The 13,985-nt window shown below is 60.8% G+C and carries 12 protein-coding genes; 8 read left to right on the top strand and 4 right to left on the bottom strand.

Features of this window, described 5'->3' with window-relative positions:
• Window positions 1-474: 474 nt before the first annotated feature.
• The 4 genes from ACODSR_RS17555 (at window position 475) to ACODSR_RS17540 (ending at window position 6,465) form a co-directional block, all read left to right on the top strand.
• Complete coding sequence (locus ACODSR_RS17555) at window positions 475-807, top strand: hypothetical protein (RefSeq protein WP_489077914.1); 333 nt, start codon at window positions 475-477, stop codon at window positions 805-807.
• Complete coding sequence (locus ACODSR_RS17550; protein ID WP_489077913.1) at window positions 797-3,193, top strand: type IV secretion system DNA-binding domain-containing protein; 2,397 nt, start codon at window positions 797-799, stop codon at window positions 3,191-3,193. The genes ACODSR_RS17555 and ACODSR_RS17550 overlap by 11 nt, the downstream gene beginning before the upstream one ends.
• Window positions 3,194-3,230: 37 nt before the next feature.
• The gene (gene mobF / locus ACODSR_RS17545; RefSeq protein ID WP_489077912.1) at window positions 3,231-6,155 is read left to right on the top strand and encodes a MobF family relaxase; all 2,925 of its coding nucleotides are present in this window, start codon (window positions 3,231-3,233) and stop codon (window positions 6,153-6,155) included.
• 70 nt (window positions 6,156-6,225) lie between these two features.
• A complete protein-coding gene (locus ACODSR_RS17540; protein ID WP_082395428.1) occupies window positions 6,226-6,465 on the top strand; it encodes a hypothetical protein in 240 nt (79 codons plus the stop codon).
• 24 nt (window positions 6,466-6,489) lie between these two features.
• Here ACODSR_RS17540 and ACODSR_RS17535 read toward each other — a convergent pair whose 3' ends face one another.
• Genes ACODSR_RS17535 through ACODSR_RS17520 form a run of 4 tightly spaced genes read right to left on the bottom strand, consistent with a single transcriptional unit; the run spans window position 6,490 to window position 8,065 of the window.
• Window positions 6,490-6,687, bottom strand: a complete 198-nt coding sequence (locus ACODSR_RS17535) for a DUF6961 family protein (protein ID WP_054725448.1) — start codon at window positions 6,685-6,687, stop codon at window positions 6,490-6,492.
• On the bottom strand, window positions 6,687-7,022 hold the full coding sequence (locus tag ACODSR_RS17530) for a DUF5818 domain-containing protein (protein WP_054725451.1): 336 nt from the start codon (window positions 7,020-7,022) through the stop codon (window positions 6,687-6,689). The genes ACODSR_RS17535 and ACODSR_RS17530 overlap by 1 nt, the downstream gene beginning before the upstream one ends.
• On the bottom strand, window positions 6,986-7,411 hold the full coding sequence (locus tag ACODSR_RS17525) for a thermonuclease family protein (protein ID WP_489077911.1): 426 nt from the start codon (window positions 7,409-7,411) through the stop codon (window positions 6,986-6,988). Before ACODSR_RS17525 ends, ACODSR_RS17530 begins: the two co-directional genes overlap by 37 nt.
• 12 nt (window positions 7,412-7,423) lie before the next feature.
• Window positions 7,424-8,065, bottom strand: coding sequence for a S24 family peptidase (locus ACODSR_RS17520; RefSeq protein WP_031286149.1), 642 nt, complete (start codon window positions 8,063-8,065; stop codon window positions 7,424-7,426).
• Between the two features lie 406 nt (window positions 8,066-8,471).
• Here ACODSR_RS17520 and ACODSR_RS17515 point away from each other — a divergent pair, with 406 nt between their 5' ends.
• The 4 genes from ACODSR_RS17515 to ACODSR_RS17500 all read left to right on the top strand — a co-directional run.
• Window positions 8,472-9,368, top strand: coding sequence for a BrxR family helix-turn-helix transcriptional regulator (locus tag ACODSR_RS17515; RefSeq protein WP_054725453.1), 897 nt, complete (start codon window positions 8,472-8,474; stop codon window positions 9,366-9,368).
• Window positions 9,361-9,819, top strand: coding sequence for a BREX-3 system P-loop-containing protein BrxF (gene brxF, locus ACODSR_RS17510; protein WP_158514397.1), 459 nt, complete (start codon window positions 9,361-9,363; stop codon window positions 9,817-9,819). Before ACODSR_RS17515 ends, brxF begins: the two co-directional genes overlap by 8 nt.
• A 21-nt stretch (window positions 9,820-9,840) precedes the next feature.
• On the top strand, window positions 9,841-13,572 hold the full coding sequence (locus ACODSR_RS17505) for a DUF6079 family protein (protein ID WP_489077910.1): 3,732 nt from the start codon (window positions 9,841-9,843) through the stop codon (window positions 13,570-13,572).
• A 5-nt stretch (window positions 13,573-13,577) separates the two neighbouring features.
• The coding region (locus tag ACODSR_RS17500) for a hypothetical protein (protein WP_489077909.1) at window positions 13,578-13,985 on the top strand (408 nt) is incomplete at its 3' end.

The raw sequence follows: 13,985 nt of genomic DNA, 5'->3' as shown, positions 1-13,985 counted from the left end.
TTTCTTCCACCGGCAAGAGGTTCGGCGAATTGCACAGTCTTGATGGCTATCTGCTACAAATAGGTCAATTCTGTCCGAGTTTTCGAACTCACGCGGCCTATCCATCACGCGCCGGATCGGCTACAAATCCACGTGAAACCAAGGCCTTTGTCATCGGTAATCGGGCGGGGAAGTGGTTGATCACATCGGTCCAAATAGGGAACAACTTCGCGCACACCCTACGCGACGGGTCGCAGGAAAAGAAGGAAGGGAAGTGGCGTAAATACAGATGCATAGGCGGAATTTTCTGAAATGGCAGCTTCTCCGTCAAAAATGACTTGGGTGGAAGTGATCCCGTGGATTTGACCAAAGCCGGACCGAGAATGGCGGAATTCCATCAGGTTGCGACGTTCTTGACATGTTCTTGAATCTGACTTAGTGTCGCTCCTGCCTTTCGCAGTGTGAATCGGGCTCCTGACCATAAGGAGTCCGTGCATGACACGGCCAATCTGTCTCCAGGTTTACATCTCCAGCGAGCTTAGCTCGCTGATCCGTAAGGCTGCCAAGGCCAAGGGGATCAGCATGAGCGAGTGGGTTCGCGCCTTGCTCGCCAATGCCTGCACCGAGGAGGATCTTGCGTCCCGGCTCGACGCTTCCATTGAACGCATTTCACGCCGCTCGATATTCCTCATGGTCGGTGTGGATGCGCTGCTGGCGGGGCACCCCGATCATGCTCTTCGCAGCCGGGCTCACCAGGCTTATGCGCGCAAATGCAAGGAGCTCGGTCTCTCCACGTCCGCCGGCGAGGGAGGTTCCGATGAAGCGTAACCTCGTCAACTTCACGCGCGGCAGCCAGCTGCTCGGACACTTCAGCTTCATGTTCGCGGCGGGTCTCAAGGGCCCCCTGATTGTCGCCGCGCTTGTGATCACATGGACCTCGTGGTGGACCATCTCGGCAGGTCTCACCGACCACGAAGTCTACCTGGTCTGGATGCGGATCTACGCCGCCATCTACGGCTTCATGGAGTTCGATCCTGCCAAGCGGATCACTCTGGAGACAGCCTTCGGCGCGACCATTCAGTTTCCGATTTCGCAGCTCGATCATTATCCGCCGGTCGTCCATGCCTGGGAGAAACTCACGGCTCTGCTGAGCAGTGCCTTGTGGCGTTCCGGGTTCCTTTTGGTCCCCGCTTTTGCGGTCTTCTACTGGTTCGCTGAGCGGTTCGGTGGTCGCTCCAAGGAGCGCAAGCACGAGCGCGGCGCGATGCTTGTCACGCTCCCCGAGCTTGTCGATGAACTGACCACCCACAACCGGCGCGAGCGCACCCGTGAGCTCGATCAGGCTATGGGCTGGAAGTGGCGGCTCAGCCTGCCGCGAGAGATCGCCCGGGTCTTTCCCTACCGGCCATCGCATATTGCCACGGTCGCCTATCCATGGCGCCTCGAGCAGAGCCACGCGATGCTCATTGGCACCACCGGCATGGGCAAGACCGTGGCGATCTCGGATATGATTGCGGAGGCAAGAGCCAAGGGCCAGCGCTGCATCGTCTTCGATTTGACCGGCGCCTTTATCGAACATTTCCATGCGGCCCACTGCGACATCATCCTGAACCCGCTGGATGCGCGCTGCCCCCAATGGAGCCTGTTCGACGAATGCCGCACTGAGGGGGAGTTCTGGGCAGCTGCGGATGCCCTGGTACCCCATGACGGGGGCGGCGAGGCGCAGTTCTGGGTGATCGCCGCCCGGGCCCTGTTCGTCGAATTCTGCCTCAAACTCCTGGCCGATGGCAGGGCGAGCAACGAAGCACTTGCCCGCGAGCTAATGACCGCGGACCTGTCGCGCGTTCATGCCATGATGCGTGGCACCATAGCCGATCCACTGACCGCACCGGAAGCCGCCCGCATGGCGGAATCGATCCGCGCCGTGTTCAACGTCAATGCCAAGGCGCTCAAGTTATTGCCGGCTACCGGGCCTCGCTTCTCGGTCCGAAAGTGGATCGAAGAGGGCGCAGCTGGAGTTCAGGACCAGGGCTCAATCCTGTTCATATCTGCCCGCTACGTCGACATGAGCGTCTGCGCGCAGCTGCTCACGCTCTGGCTCGATACAGCGATGAATACGCTTATGACTGGCCCACGCACCCGCGATCTCAGGTGCTGGTTCTTCGTCGATGAATTGGGGGCATTGCATCGCCTGCCAGCCCTCGAGAAAGGACTGCAGACAGCGCGCAATTTCGGCGGCGCTATTGTCCTTGGCATCCACGCCTACGCCAAACTCAAGGAAGTCTACGGCGAGAACATGGCGATGACCCTGTCATCGCTGGCCCGGACGAAACTGATCCTCGGCACCGCCGACCGGGAAACGGCTACCTGGTGCTCCGACTTCATTGGCCATCGCCAGGTGCGCGACATGGAGGAGGGCTACACCTACGGCTACAACAATGCCCGTGATGCGGTGAGCCTCACCCCGCGCAAGCACATCGAGCCGCTGCTGCTGCCCGACCAGTTGATGAACCTGCCGCGGCTGTCCGGGTACATCAAGTTCCCCGATGGTTTCCCCGCCGCACCCGTCAGGCTCACCCCGGTCAACCGGCCCAAGCGAGCGGAGACCTTCATTGCCCGGGTGAAGGATGGCCCAAAAGCTCCGGTTGCCGAGCCTCAGCCGCCGGCACAGCAGGCGCGGCAGTCGACAGCATCAACGGGCAATGAGCATCCCTCGTCTAACGACGATGGGGCGGGCAAGCCGGTCGTGCCCAAGCAGGGAGAACTGGCCCTCGACCAGAGGCAGCAATCCGAGCCGAAACAGAAGCCTGACGCGCACGTAAAGGATTTGCGGCAGCCCGTTGAAAGCAGGCCCGGCAAGACGCCGAAGGAGCAGGAACGGGCCGCTCGATCGGGGAAAGAGAAGGCGGGCAACGCCAAGCGAGAGAGTTCGAACACCCGAACTGAAGCAACGCCTAGAAAGGCAGGACCCTCCGCCCGCCCGCTCCTCCCGACCGGCGAGGCCGCCGCGACGCAGGATCAGTCAGCTACTCCCAAGGGCACTGCTAGGGCTGGAACGTCGGAAGCGAAGCCGCCGCAAGAGGGTAGGCCGGACAATTCTAAAAGCACCGGCTCCAGCGATGCAGCAGCGCGCAAGCTGATGCTCGAGGATGGGCTGCGCGAGCAGGAACCGCCGCCGATGACGGGGCCCGACCTCGGCGACATGGAGATGTGAGCATGTCACCGATTGCCACCGCTACGGGAGACGGTCGATGCTGTCGGTAGCCAACGTCCGCACCGCGGGCGGCGCGGCCAACTACTTTGCTGCCGACAACTACTACACGCGGGCCGATGCCGACCGCTCCGGCGAATGGCTCGGGAAGGGCGCTGCCGCGCTGGGGCTAAATGGGACCGTAGACGCGCGGCAGTTCGAGGCGATCCTCAAAGGCATGCTGCCCGATGGCAGCCGGGTTGGCAGTGACAATCGGGCGCATCGGGCAGGGACCGATCTCACCTTTTCAATGCCGAAAAGCTGGTCGGTCCTCGCGCTGGTGGGCGGTGACAAACGGATCCTCGATGCCTACGCCGCGGCCGTCCGGGAAACCCTGCGCTGGGCCGAGAAAAACCTCGCGGAGACCCGGATGGATGTCCGCGGCAGGGAGCGCGTCGTGCAGACCGGCAACCTTGCGATCGCGCTCTTTCAGCACGACACCAACCGCAACCAGGAGCCCAATGCGCATTTCCATGCCGTCATTGCCAATGTGACCCAAGGGCCGGACGGCAAATGGCGGGCGTTGCGCAACGATAAGCTTTGGCAGCACAATACCCTCCTCAATGCCATGACCATGGCCCGGTTTCGTCTGGACGTGGAGAAGCTCGGCTACGAGGTTGGGGAGTTCGGCAAGCACGGTAACTTTGAGGCTGTCGGGGTGCCCAAGGCCGTGCGTGATGCCTTCAGTTCCCGGCGTGCAGAGATCCTGGAGGCAGCGGCCCAGATGAACTTCTCTGGGCCAGGCGTCCTGGATGCCGCAACCTTGATGACCCGAGCAGAAAAGGGACGGATCGAGGATCGCGATGCGCTGACGCAGCAGTGGCGGGAGACCTCCGCGAGGTTCGGCTTTGATCCCGCCGTGGTCATTGCCAGAGCCAATGCACGCAGTGCGCAGGACCTCGGAAACGTGACCGGCTTTGGCCCTTCCGTGCGAGCGCTTGTCCGCCAAGGGCAAGCCCTTGCAGCCACCTTTGCCGAACGCCTGGGCCTGCGTGAAGGCGATCCGCTGATACCTGCACGTATGGGTAACCGCAGCGTGGAGCAGGTCGCCGCAATCCATGCGGTTGCCTCGGCTGTCCGGCATCTGGGCGAGCGGGAAGCAGCCTTCACCCGCTCGGAGATCTATCGCGCGGCGCTTGGCTTTGCGCTGCCGACCTCGCTCGCCGAGATCGAGCACCGGGTCGACCAGCTCGTGCGTCAGGGTCATCTGGAAAGGGGCAGGGGAGGCGACCGGGACCTCCTGACAACGCGCGATGCAATCAGGCTTGAGCAACGTATCATTGCGGCGGTCGAAAGTGGGCGCGGTGTGGTCCCGGCGATTGTCTCGCCCGACCTTGCCGGCGAACGCCTGCAGGCCCTCTCCCAGATCAAATACGGGCTCACCTTGAACGCTGGGCAGGAAGGGGCGGGGCGGTTGCTGCTTGGATCGCACAACCGCATCGTCGCCATCCAGGGCGTCGCCGGTGCGGGCAAGAGCACAGTCCTCAAGCCCGTGGCGGACATTTTGCGCGAGGAGGGCAGGGCCGTACTCGGGCTCGCTGTGCAGAACACGCTGGTCCAGATGCTCGAGCGCGAGACGGGTATTCCGTCGATGACTGTATCGCGGTTTCTGCGCCAGCACAGCGACCTGCTCGAAGGGGCTGACGCGGCTCGCCTTGCCGAGGCGCGCGCAGCTATGCGGGGTACTGTCGTGCTGCTCGACGAAGCATCGATGGTCGGCAATGCCGACAAGGAAAAGCTGGTGCGGCTGGCCAACCTGCTCGAGCTCGGCCGCTTTGCCAGCATCGGTGACCGCAAGCAGCTGGGCGCAGTCGATGCCGGTAAGCCGTTTGATGTGATGCAGCAGGCCGGAATCGAGACTGCGGTGATGGACACTAACCTCAGGGCGCGGACCGAGGCGCTGCGTAATGCCCAGCAGGCTGCCCAAGAGGGACGGATCGAGGACGCCATGCGTCATCTGGCGCCCCAGGTGATCGAGGTGGGAAACGGAGCTGCCGTCGAGGCTGCGGCGGCATGGTTGTCGCTCCCATCAGGGGAGCGCGAGGCAACCGCAATCTATGCTTCGGGCCGGGTCCTGCGCGGCGCTGTGAACGAAGCCGTACAGACGGGCCTGAAGGCAAACGGGGAATTGGGACCTGGGGCGATGCGCCTCAGTACCCTGTCACGCGTCAACGTCACCCGCGAAGAGCTGCGTTATGCCAGCACCTATGCGCCCGGCATGGTGGTCGAGGTCGCGCGCCGCCAACGGGGGCAGGGCCTTTCTCCCGGCGAGTATCGCGTGGTCTCGGCCGACATCGCGCGCGAGCGGGTCACGCTGGAAAACGAGCGGGGGCGCCAGTTCGAGCTTCGTCCGGGCAAGTTCCGGCCACAAGGTGAGCAGGATGCACTGCGGCTCTTCGAGGTGCGTGAAATCGACATCCACACTCATGACCGGATTCGATGGACAGAGACCGATCACAAGCGGGGCCTGCTTAATGCCGACCAGGCTCGGATTGTTGCAGTCGACAGCGCCGGGGTGGTTGTGAAGACATCTCTCGGTGGAGAGCACAGGCTGGAGCAGGGCGACCCGATGCTCCGCCGTCTCGATCTCGCCTATGCGCTCAATGCCCATATGGCTCAGGGGCTCACCTCCGATCGCGGCATCGCGGTCATGGACAGCCGTGAGCGCAATCTGGCCAACCAGCAGACGTTTCTCGTGACGATCACGCGGCTGCGCGATGGCCTCACCCTGTATGTCGATAATGCGGGCAAACTCGAAGCGGCGGTCGAGCGCAACGCCGGAATGAAGCGCTCGGCGTTGGAGACGGTTGATCTGCTCCGCGATGCAGCCGCCAAAGGGCAGGCAAAAGACCGTGCGCCTGCGCCTGAACGCAAGCCTCCAGAGCTCGATCGCTCGATCGCCAAGCCCTTCGAGATCGGCATATAGTGTCGCCACTTCCACACCTCTCCGCACGCCGCCGGTTGACGATAAGTTCTTTATTTGTTCTCATGGGCGCATGCGCCGAATCTCTGACGACCTTTTTCTGACCCACCTCGAAGTCGCCCTGGCCGTTGCGCCAGAGCACACCCTCGCTCGCCTCAATGCCGATGATCCGCGTGTGCAGCGTGGTGCGCGTGTCGATCTTGCTCGCCATCTGGTGGAGCGCATGCGTGGTTTCAGGATCGAAGGCGATGCCAGTGGCCCATCCAGCGCGCAGACATGTCTGTTTCCAGGCGATCTATCGCCGATCGGATGAACGAGACGGTAGCGTCGAAGACGGCTACTGCAGCCGGGCGCCATCACGGTTTGAGGTCAGCTGGACAATCCGCTCAGCGATGGCCTGCCACGCACGAATTCCTGCCTGATCGCCCGCGAGAGCGAGAGCGCCAATCTGTTCGGCGACGTGCAACGGTGCCTTGTCGCCATGGGTTCGCAGGACATGGTTGGCACAGGCCCAGAGTTCCCAATCGCTGAGCATCAAGAAAGCTGCCCCGCAAGGCCGGCCAGGGTCGCCAGAAGTCCGTAAATCACGAAACCACCAACGAGCAGGCGTTCGATTGGAAGCTGCATTCGGCGAGGTTGGGCTGTCCCTGCCGGCCAGACCTGCTTGCAGATCAAGCCGTTGAAGCCCGCACGGTGGCCAGTGACCTCGACCTCGCGGCCGACAAGGCGTCGAGCTGACCTCGGCGCATCCAGTTCCCAGTGGCCGCCGCCTGCCTGGAGCAAGAGGCCAAGCGGCCCTTCGACGAGCTCCCCACGAAGGTGTAGGTCGGGGCTTACCGGCACGCTGGCCCTTTCCAGTAACGGTCCCATCGCAGCACCGTTCGCGTACGGATCATTGCGCAGGAGAGATCTGCGCCGGAGGGCAGGCGGCACCAGGCAGCCGTGCGGCTTCCGCCTGCAGAACCTTCCGAGCGGCACGACAGCCGCGGACCTCGAACCACAATGTGACCGGTCTGGATCGTCCCGCGCGCGCCGCCCATCAGCTGGACGAGCGCATCGCGTGCCTCAATCGCCGTGGCATCGGGGCAGGGCTGATTGGTGCGGCAGCTGCCATCCATTTCCCGGGCAGCGATGCCAGCGATGCGAATGCGGGGCCCTTCCGCACACCATACCGGGCCATCGCCATCCCAGACATGGGTTGGTGTGCAGGTGAAGGTCTGACTGGAGGCGACGATCGAGGCGGCAAGGAGGGCAAGCATAAGATGACCTCCTTAAAGCGCCCGTCCGAACCAGAGAACCCGTCCGACGATGTTGAGCGTCCGCTTTTCCAGGCCGCGCCAGCTCGGATAGGCCGGGTTGTCGCTCAGAACCGAAGCGCGCTTGCCCTGCGGTTCGAGGGCAATCCGCTTGACGCTCAGCATGTCATCCATCCGCAGGACATAGATCCCGTCTCTCAGACGCGCCTGGCCATCTGCAAGATCGACCATGACCTCGTCACCATCGTGGAGGGTAGGCTCCATCGAGTCGCCATGCACGGCGATGATCGACAGGCTCGATGCCTTGCTGGCGGTCAGCCGGCGTAGCCACTTCTCATCGAAGCCGAATTGCGCGGATTTGGATTCCATTTCGGCCAGAGCGCCGTGGCCAGCCGATGCCTCGACATTGAGAACGGGCACATGGACCAGTTCGACGACCGGACCTGAGCGACGGGCAGGGGCACCAAGCACCTTCTCGTCCACCCCGAAAAAGCGGGCGAGCACCGAGCGATCCTGCTCGTCCAGGTGTCTCGGGCTGCCGCGGCGAATGTACTGCTGGATATAGGCTGCGTTGCGCCCGAGCAGTCGCGAAACCGAGGAATAATTGCAGCCTCGTTGCTGGATCAGTTCGTCCAAGGCTCTGCGTGCGTCGTCCATGACTGCCAGTCCTATCGCGGGTGCCTAGGAAAATCGATCCTAGACTCTAGGAACCTTTCCTAGTAGGAACATAATAAGAACACAAGTGCAAAGCGAGTCTTGAATCATGGGGCTTCTGGAGCAGATCGAGGAATATCTGGCGCGAACCCGGACGTCGCCGAGCACCTTCGGTCGACACGTCGTCGCTGATCCTCGCTTTGTTCATGACCTTCGGGAAGGGCGTAAACCAAGGCGGAAAACTTGCCAAAAAGTCTCCGATTTTCTCGCAGCGTCAGAAAGAGTTAACCGGGGGTAGATAGGCCCAGCAGGCTCTTCATCGGCTTCGAATCCCATTGCATCGGCGCTGAGCATCCAGTAGGTCTACCCGTACAGAAACTGGTTTAGACTAGTTTCTTGGGGGGCGGGCATGGACAGAGAATTGGGATTGCGACGCGGAGTCGAAAGTCGCCTCGAATTCATCGAATTCAGGCTCTTCTGGGAGGGCCATGTCAACCGAAGTGACCTAGTCGAGGTTTTCGGCGTTTCGATCAACCAGGCTTCGACAGATCTGAACAGGTATCTCGGCCTGGCTGAAGCGAACATGGTCTACGACAAGAGCGCCCGGACCTATGTTCGCAGCTCATCTTTCAGTCCGGTTTTCCTCAAGCCGGATGCTGGGCAGTATCTTGCCCAGCTCAGATCGCTCTCGGATGGAGTCATCGCCGCCGACGATGGCTGGATAGGAAGCCTGCCGAGTTTTGCATGTGCGCCGACCCCCGCTCGGGGTGTTTCGCCCAAAATTCTTCGGGCGACGGTGACTGCGATCAAGCGGCACGAGGCGATCGAGGTTTTCTACCAATCCATGTCATCCCCCGAACCGGCCTGGCGGTGGATCGAACCCCATGCATTGGTGTTTGACGGGTTCCGATGGCATGCACGCGCGCATTGTCCACGCAGCGGTGCCTTCAAGGATTTTGTACTTTCTCGCATCGCCGAAACGCGCGCATCCAAGTCGACTGAAGCCGCTGGATCAGCCGATCGCGAGTGGGAGGAGCAGGTTGAGCTAAAGATTGCGCCCCATCCCGAACTGAGCGCTGGCCAGCGCAAGGCGATCGAGCTCGACTACGGCATGGAAGCTGGCGTGACGACCATCACGGTCCGGCGGGCGCTCCTCTATTACGCGCTCAAGCGGCTCGGATTAGACACGGACCCCGCCGCGCGTAGGCCCCAGGATCAGCAGATCGTGCTGCTGAATGCAGCCGAAATTCGTTCGGGGGAACGAGCGGGGGGCACGTCTGAGGCAGAGGGGGCGCAATATGCTTGAGCGATTGCGGCAGCTTACTGAAGACGCTGCAACATTGAACAGCAAGCTGATCCTTGTGGTTGCGAACGCTGGCGGTGGGAAGACAGACATCCTGTCTCGCTTTGCCGAGAGCGAAGGGGCGCCCTTGATCAATGTCGGCCGCGAATTGTCGCGTAAGCTTTTGTCAATTCCGGCGATGCAGAGAAGTGTCGAAGTTATGCCTTTACTGCGGGATTTGATCGATCAGACGGATTGTGAAAAGTGTGTGGTTCTCGATAATATCGAGATCCTTTTCGAGGAAGATCTTCACATTAGTCCGGTCGATGTTCTGAAAAAGCTTGCCCATGCTCGCCCCCTAGTGGCGGCCTGGCCAGGAAGTTTCCGGGATGGCCGACTGACCTATGCCCGGACCGGGCATCGAGAGCACTGCGAGGCGCCAATCGATGGTGCCGTCGTATTCGAGTTAAATTGAGCTTTGAGGGGAATTTCCGAGATGACCATGCGGTATGGCGATCTCATTCAGTTTGAGCCGATTGAGTCAGTTATCCAGCTTCTGGATGCCAATCGCCCGGACGAGGCAAAGAAGCTCGTTTCGACCTACGTCATTTCGGATGACATGGCTGAGCGGATCGCCATGCAGATGATCCCCCAGCTCTCGTTCGATGAGGCTGTCGATCACAAGGGCGTCCTCGTGGTCGGGAACTACGGGACCGGTAAGTCGCACCTGATGTCCGTGCTCTCGCTAGTCGCTGAAGATGCCGGATATGTATCCATGATCCGCCACCCCAAGGTGGCCGAGGCGGCCAGCGCGATCGCAGGCAAGTTCAAAGTGCACCGGATCGAGATTTCGAGCCAGATGTCGCTGCGCGATATCATCACGCAGCAGCTGGAAGCATTTCTCGAAAAGCAGGGGGTTAGCTTCTCCTTCCCTGCTGCGGACAAGGTCATCAACAACAAGGCCGCTTTCGAGGAGATGATGGCGGCCTTCGCCGAGGTCCATCCCAACCACGGCGTGCTGCTGGTGGTCGACGAGTTCCTCGAATATCTGCGATCGCGCAAGGATCACGACCTCGTTCTGGATCTTTCCTTCCTGCGCGAGATTGGCGAGGTTGCGAAACATCTGCGCTTTCGCTTCGTGGCGGGCGTCCAAGAAGCCATCTTCGATAGCAGTCGCTTTCAGCACGTCGCCGACAGTTTGCGGCGTGTGAAGGATCGCTTCACCCAGATCTTGCTGGCCCGGCAGGACGTGAGTTTCGTGGTCGCTGAGCGTCTTCTCAAGAAGACCACAGACCAGCAGGACAAAATTCGCTCCTACCTGACCCCATTTGCGAAATTCTATGGGTCCATGAATGAGCGCATGGACGAGTATGTCCGGCTCTTCCCGGTCCACCCAGACTACATCGGAACCTTTGAGCGTTTGGTCTTCACCGAGAAGCGCGGCGCCCTTGTCACGCTCCGCGATCAGATCCAGGCCATCCTGAAGGATCAGGTGCCGGAAGACCGACCGGGTCTGATCGGCTACGACAAGTTCTGGGAAACCGTGACATCCAATTCGGTTCTGCGGGCAGACCCGAACATTGGGCCCGTCCTGAAAGTCTCCGAAGTGCTTTCGGAGCGTGTCTCGAAGGCATTTACGAGGCCTGCGTACAAGCCGATGGCTTTGCGCATCATCGATGGTTTGTCAGTCCACAGGCTGACGACCGGCGGAGACATTTATGTTCCGGTCGGTCCGACGGCTGAAGAGCTTCGCGATACGCTGTGCCTGTTCCAGCCCGGTATCGAAGACATGGGGGGCGAGCCAGAAGCAGACCTCCTTTCCCTAGTGCAGACTGTGCTGAGGGAGACGCTAAAGACGGTCAACGGCCAATTCATCTCCAAGGCGGCCGATACCGAACAGTACTATCTCGATCTGAAAAAGGACGTCGACTACGATGCCCAGATCGAGAAGCGTGCGGAGGCGCTGTCAGACGATGCCCTTGATCGTGCTTACTACAGCGCGATCCGTCAGCTTATGGAGCGTACTGACGACACTGCCTACGTAACCGGGCATCAGATTTGGCAATACCAGATCGAATGGCAAGAACGCCGTGTCGAACGCAGCGGGTATCTCTTCTTCGGTGCCCCAAACGATCGACCCACTGCCCAGCCTGAGCGCGATTTTTATATCTATTTCATCCAGCCTTTCGAACCTCCGCGGTTCAGGGATGACACCAAGGGGGATGAGGTCTTCTTCCGCTTGAAGGGCCTGGATGAGGCGATCAAGCGACATCTCTCCTTCTACGCTGCGGCGCAGGAGCTCGCTTCGACCGCCAGCGGCGGTGCGAAGACAGTGTACCTCGATAAGGCCAAAGACGCCCTGCGGGACATGAGCAAGTGGCTGCAGGAAAAGCAGATGGCGGCCTATGAGGTCACCTATCAGGGCAAGAGCAAGACCCTGCAGGAGTGGACCAAGGGTGTCTCGCTGCGTGACAAAGCGCGCCTGGGGCCTGACGAGCGCATCAATTTCCGTGACGTCGTGAATGTCATTGCCGGCTTGGCGCTGAACAATCAGTTTGCCGAGGTTGCGCCTGAATACCCCACCTTCTCGGCGCTGGTCACTGAAGCCAACCGCAAGCAGTTGATCGGAAATGCGCTGCGCGCCCTGGCAGGTGGAAATCGAACGAAGGATGCCGTCGTCATCCTCGACGGTCTCGAGATGCTCGACGGCGATCGCATCGATCCGACCCATTCTCGGTATGCGAAAGAGGTCCTCGCCCGGCTGAAAGCTAAGGGGCATGGCCAGGTCCTGAACCGGTCAGAGCTCGTCAGCGGCGAAGCCGAAGTCGAGTATTTTGCACCGACCAAATTCCGCCTTGAACCCGACCTCATGGTCGCGGTGTTGGGTGGACTTGTTTACTCGGGCGACATCGTTCTGGCGGTCACGGGCGACAAGGTCGACTCTGGAAAGATCACGCTGCTCGCCGAGCGGCCGCTCGAAGAGTTGAAGCAGTTCAAGCACGTCGAGGCGCCGAAGGAGATCAACGTCGCAGTCCTCCGCTCGCTGTTCGAGATGTTGGGCTTGCCGCCCGGGCTCGCGCAGCAGGCTACGCAGGGCTCGGACGAACCAGTTAAACTGCTTCAGGAGGAGGTCGGGAAGCTGACGCGGCGCGTGCTCAGCGCCGCCACGGATATGTCTGGTCGACTGAGCTTCTGGGGGCAGTCGCTGCTGCGGGAAGAAGAGATCCGGGACTGGCGCACCAAGCTTGATGCGCTCAAAGCCTTCTCAGAGAGCCTGGCGCCTTACAATACGGTCGGTAAGCTAAAGAATCTTCGCATCGGCTCCGACGATATTGCGGCGCAGACTAAGAACCTCGAAATCCTGCAAGCTGTTGAGGGGATGCTGGAGCTGGTCGCCGAGCTCGGCACCACGGCCAGCTATCTGTCGCAGGCCGAGATGGTCCTGACCGCAGACCATGATTGGGTTCGACTGGCGCAGGATGAGCGCAAGAAAGTCCTCGAAAAGCTCGCGGCCGACCGAACTGCGCAGAACGCGGTGGAATATCGGCAGGCGCTGGCCAAGCTGAAGAAGGATTACATCACCGCCTATGTCGGGCTGCACAGCAAGGCACGCCTTGGGGTCACGGAAGAGAACACGAAGTCGGCGCTTCGCAAAGATCCGCGGCTCGTCGCAATGCGGGCTCTGGCTGGTATCTCGTTGATGCCGACCAGCCAGCTGACGAGTTTCGAGGAGAAGCTGGACAAATTGAAGAGCTGCGCATCCCTCGTGGAGTCCGAGCTGTTGGCGAGCCCTTGGTGCCCGCACTGCGGCTTCCGGCCGGCGAACGAGCAAGGCGACCTACTTCCGGCTTCAAACATCCTGAAGCAGCTCGACGACGAGCTCGACAGATTGATCGGTGGCTGGGCGCAGACCCTGCTCGACAACCTCGACGATCCGATCATCCAGGAGAACTTTGATCTCCTGATGCCTGCTGCCCGCTCCATCGTCGATGGCTTCATTTCGTCGAAGGCTCTGCCGGACCCTGTGACGCCCGATTTTGTCGCCGCCGTTCAGGAGGCGCTGTCTGGGCTGGAGAAGATCAACGTGAGCGGCGCAGACATAAGGCAAGCGCTGCTGCAAGGAGGGTCGCCGGCAACGCCAGACGATCTGCGCAAGCGCTTCGAAACCTTCCTGAATGAGCGCTGTAAGGGCAAGGACACGACCAAACTTCGCTTTGTGGTGGAGTGAAGTCCATGTCCATCCAAGCTGTCACGGACATCGATGTCTTAGCGCTCGCGGTTCGGGACCGAGAGTCTCGTCGACTGGTTGAGGAAGCGATTACCGCCTATCGCGGAGGAGCGCTCCGCTCCGCAATTATGTCGGTTTGGATCGCAGTCGTGCACGACATCTTCTCGAAGGGGCGGGAATTGGCCGGTCAGGGAGATGCGGCATCGATCGCTTTTGTTGGGAAGCTCGACAATGCGATTGAACACAAAAACATCGTGCAGATGCAAGCGCTGGAACGTGAACTACTAGATACGGCAAAAGACGATCTGCAGCTTGTTACCCCGCATGAGCACGAGACGCTGAGGAGGATCCAGGAGGATGGCTTTGTTGCACAACTCCTGACGGGTTTGATGCAGGCTTTATTTGAGATTACT

It is taken from the genome of Sphingobium sp. FG125 (assembly GCF_057809795.1).
This window is presented reverse-complemented; position numbering and strand designations above follow the sequence as displayed.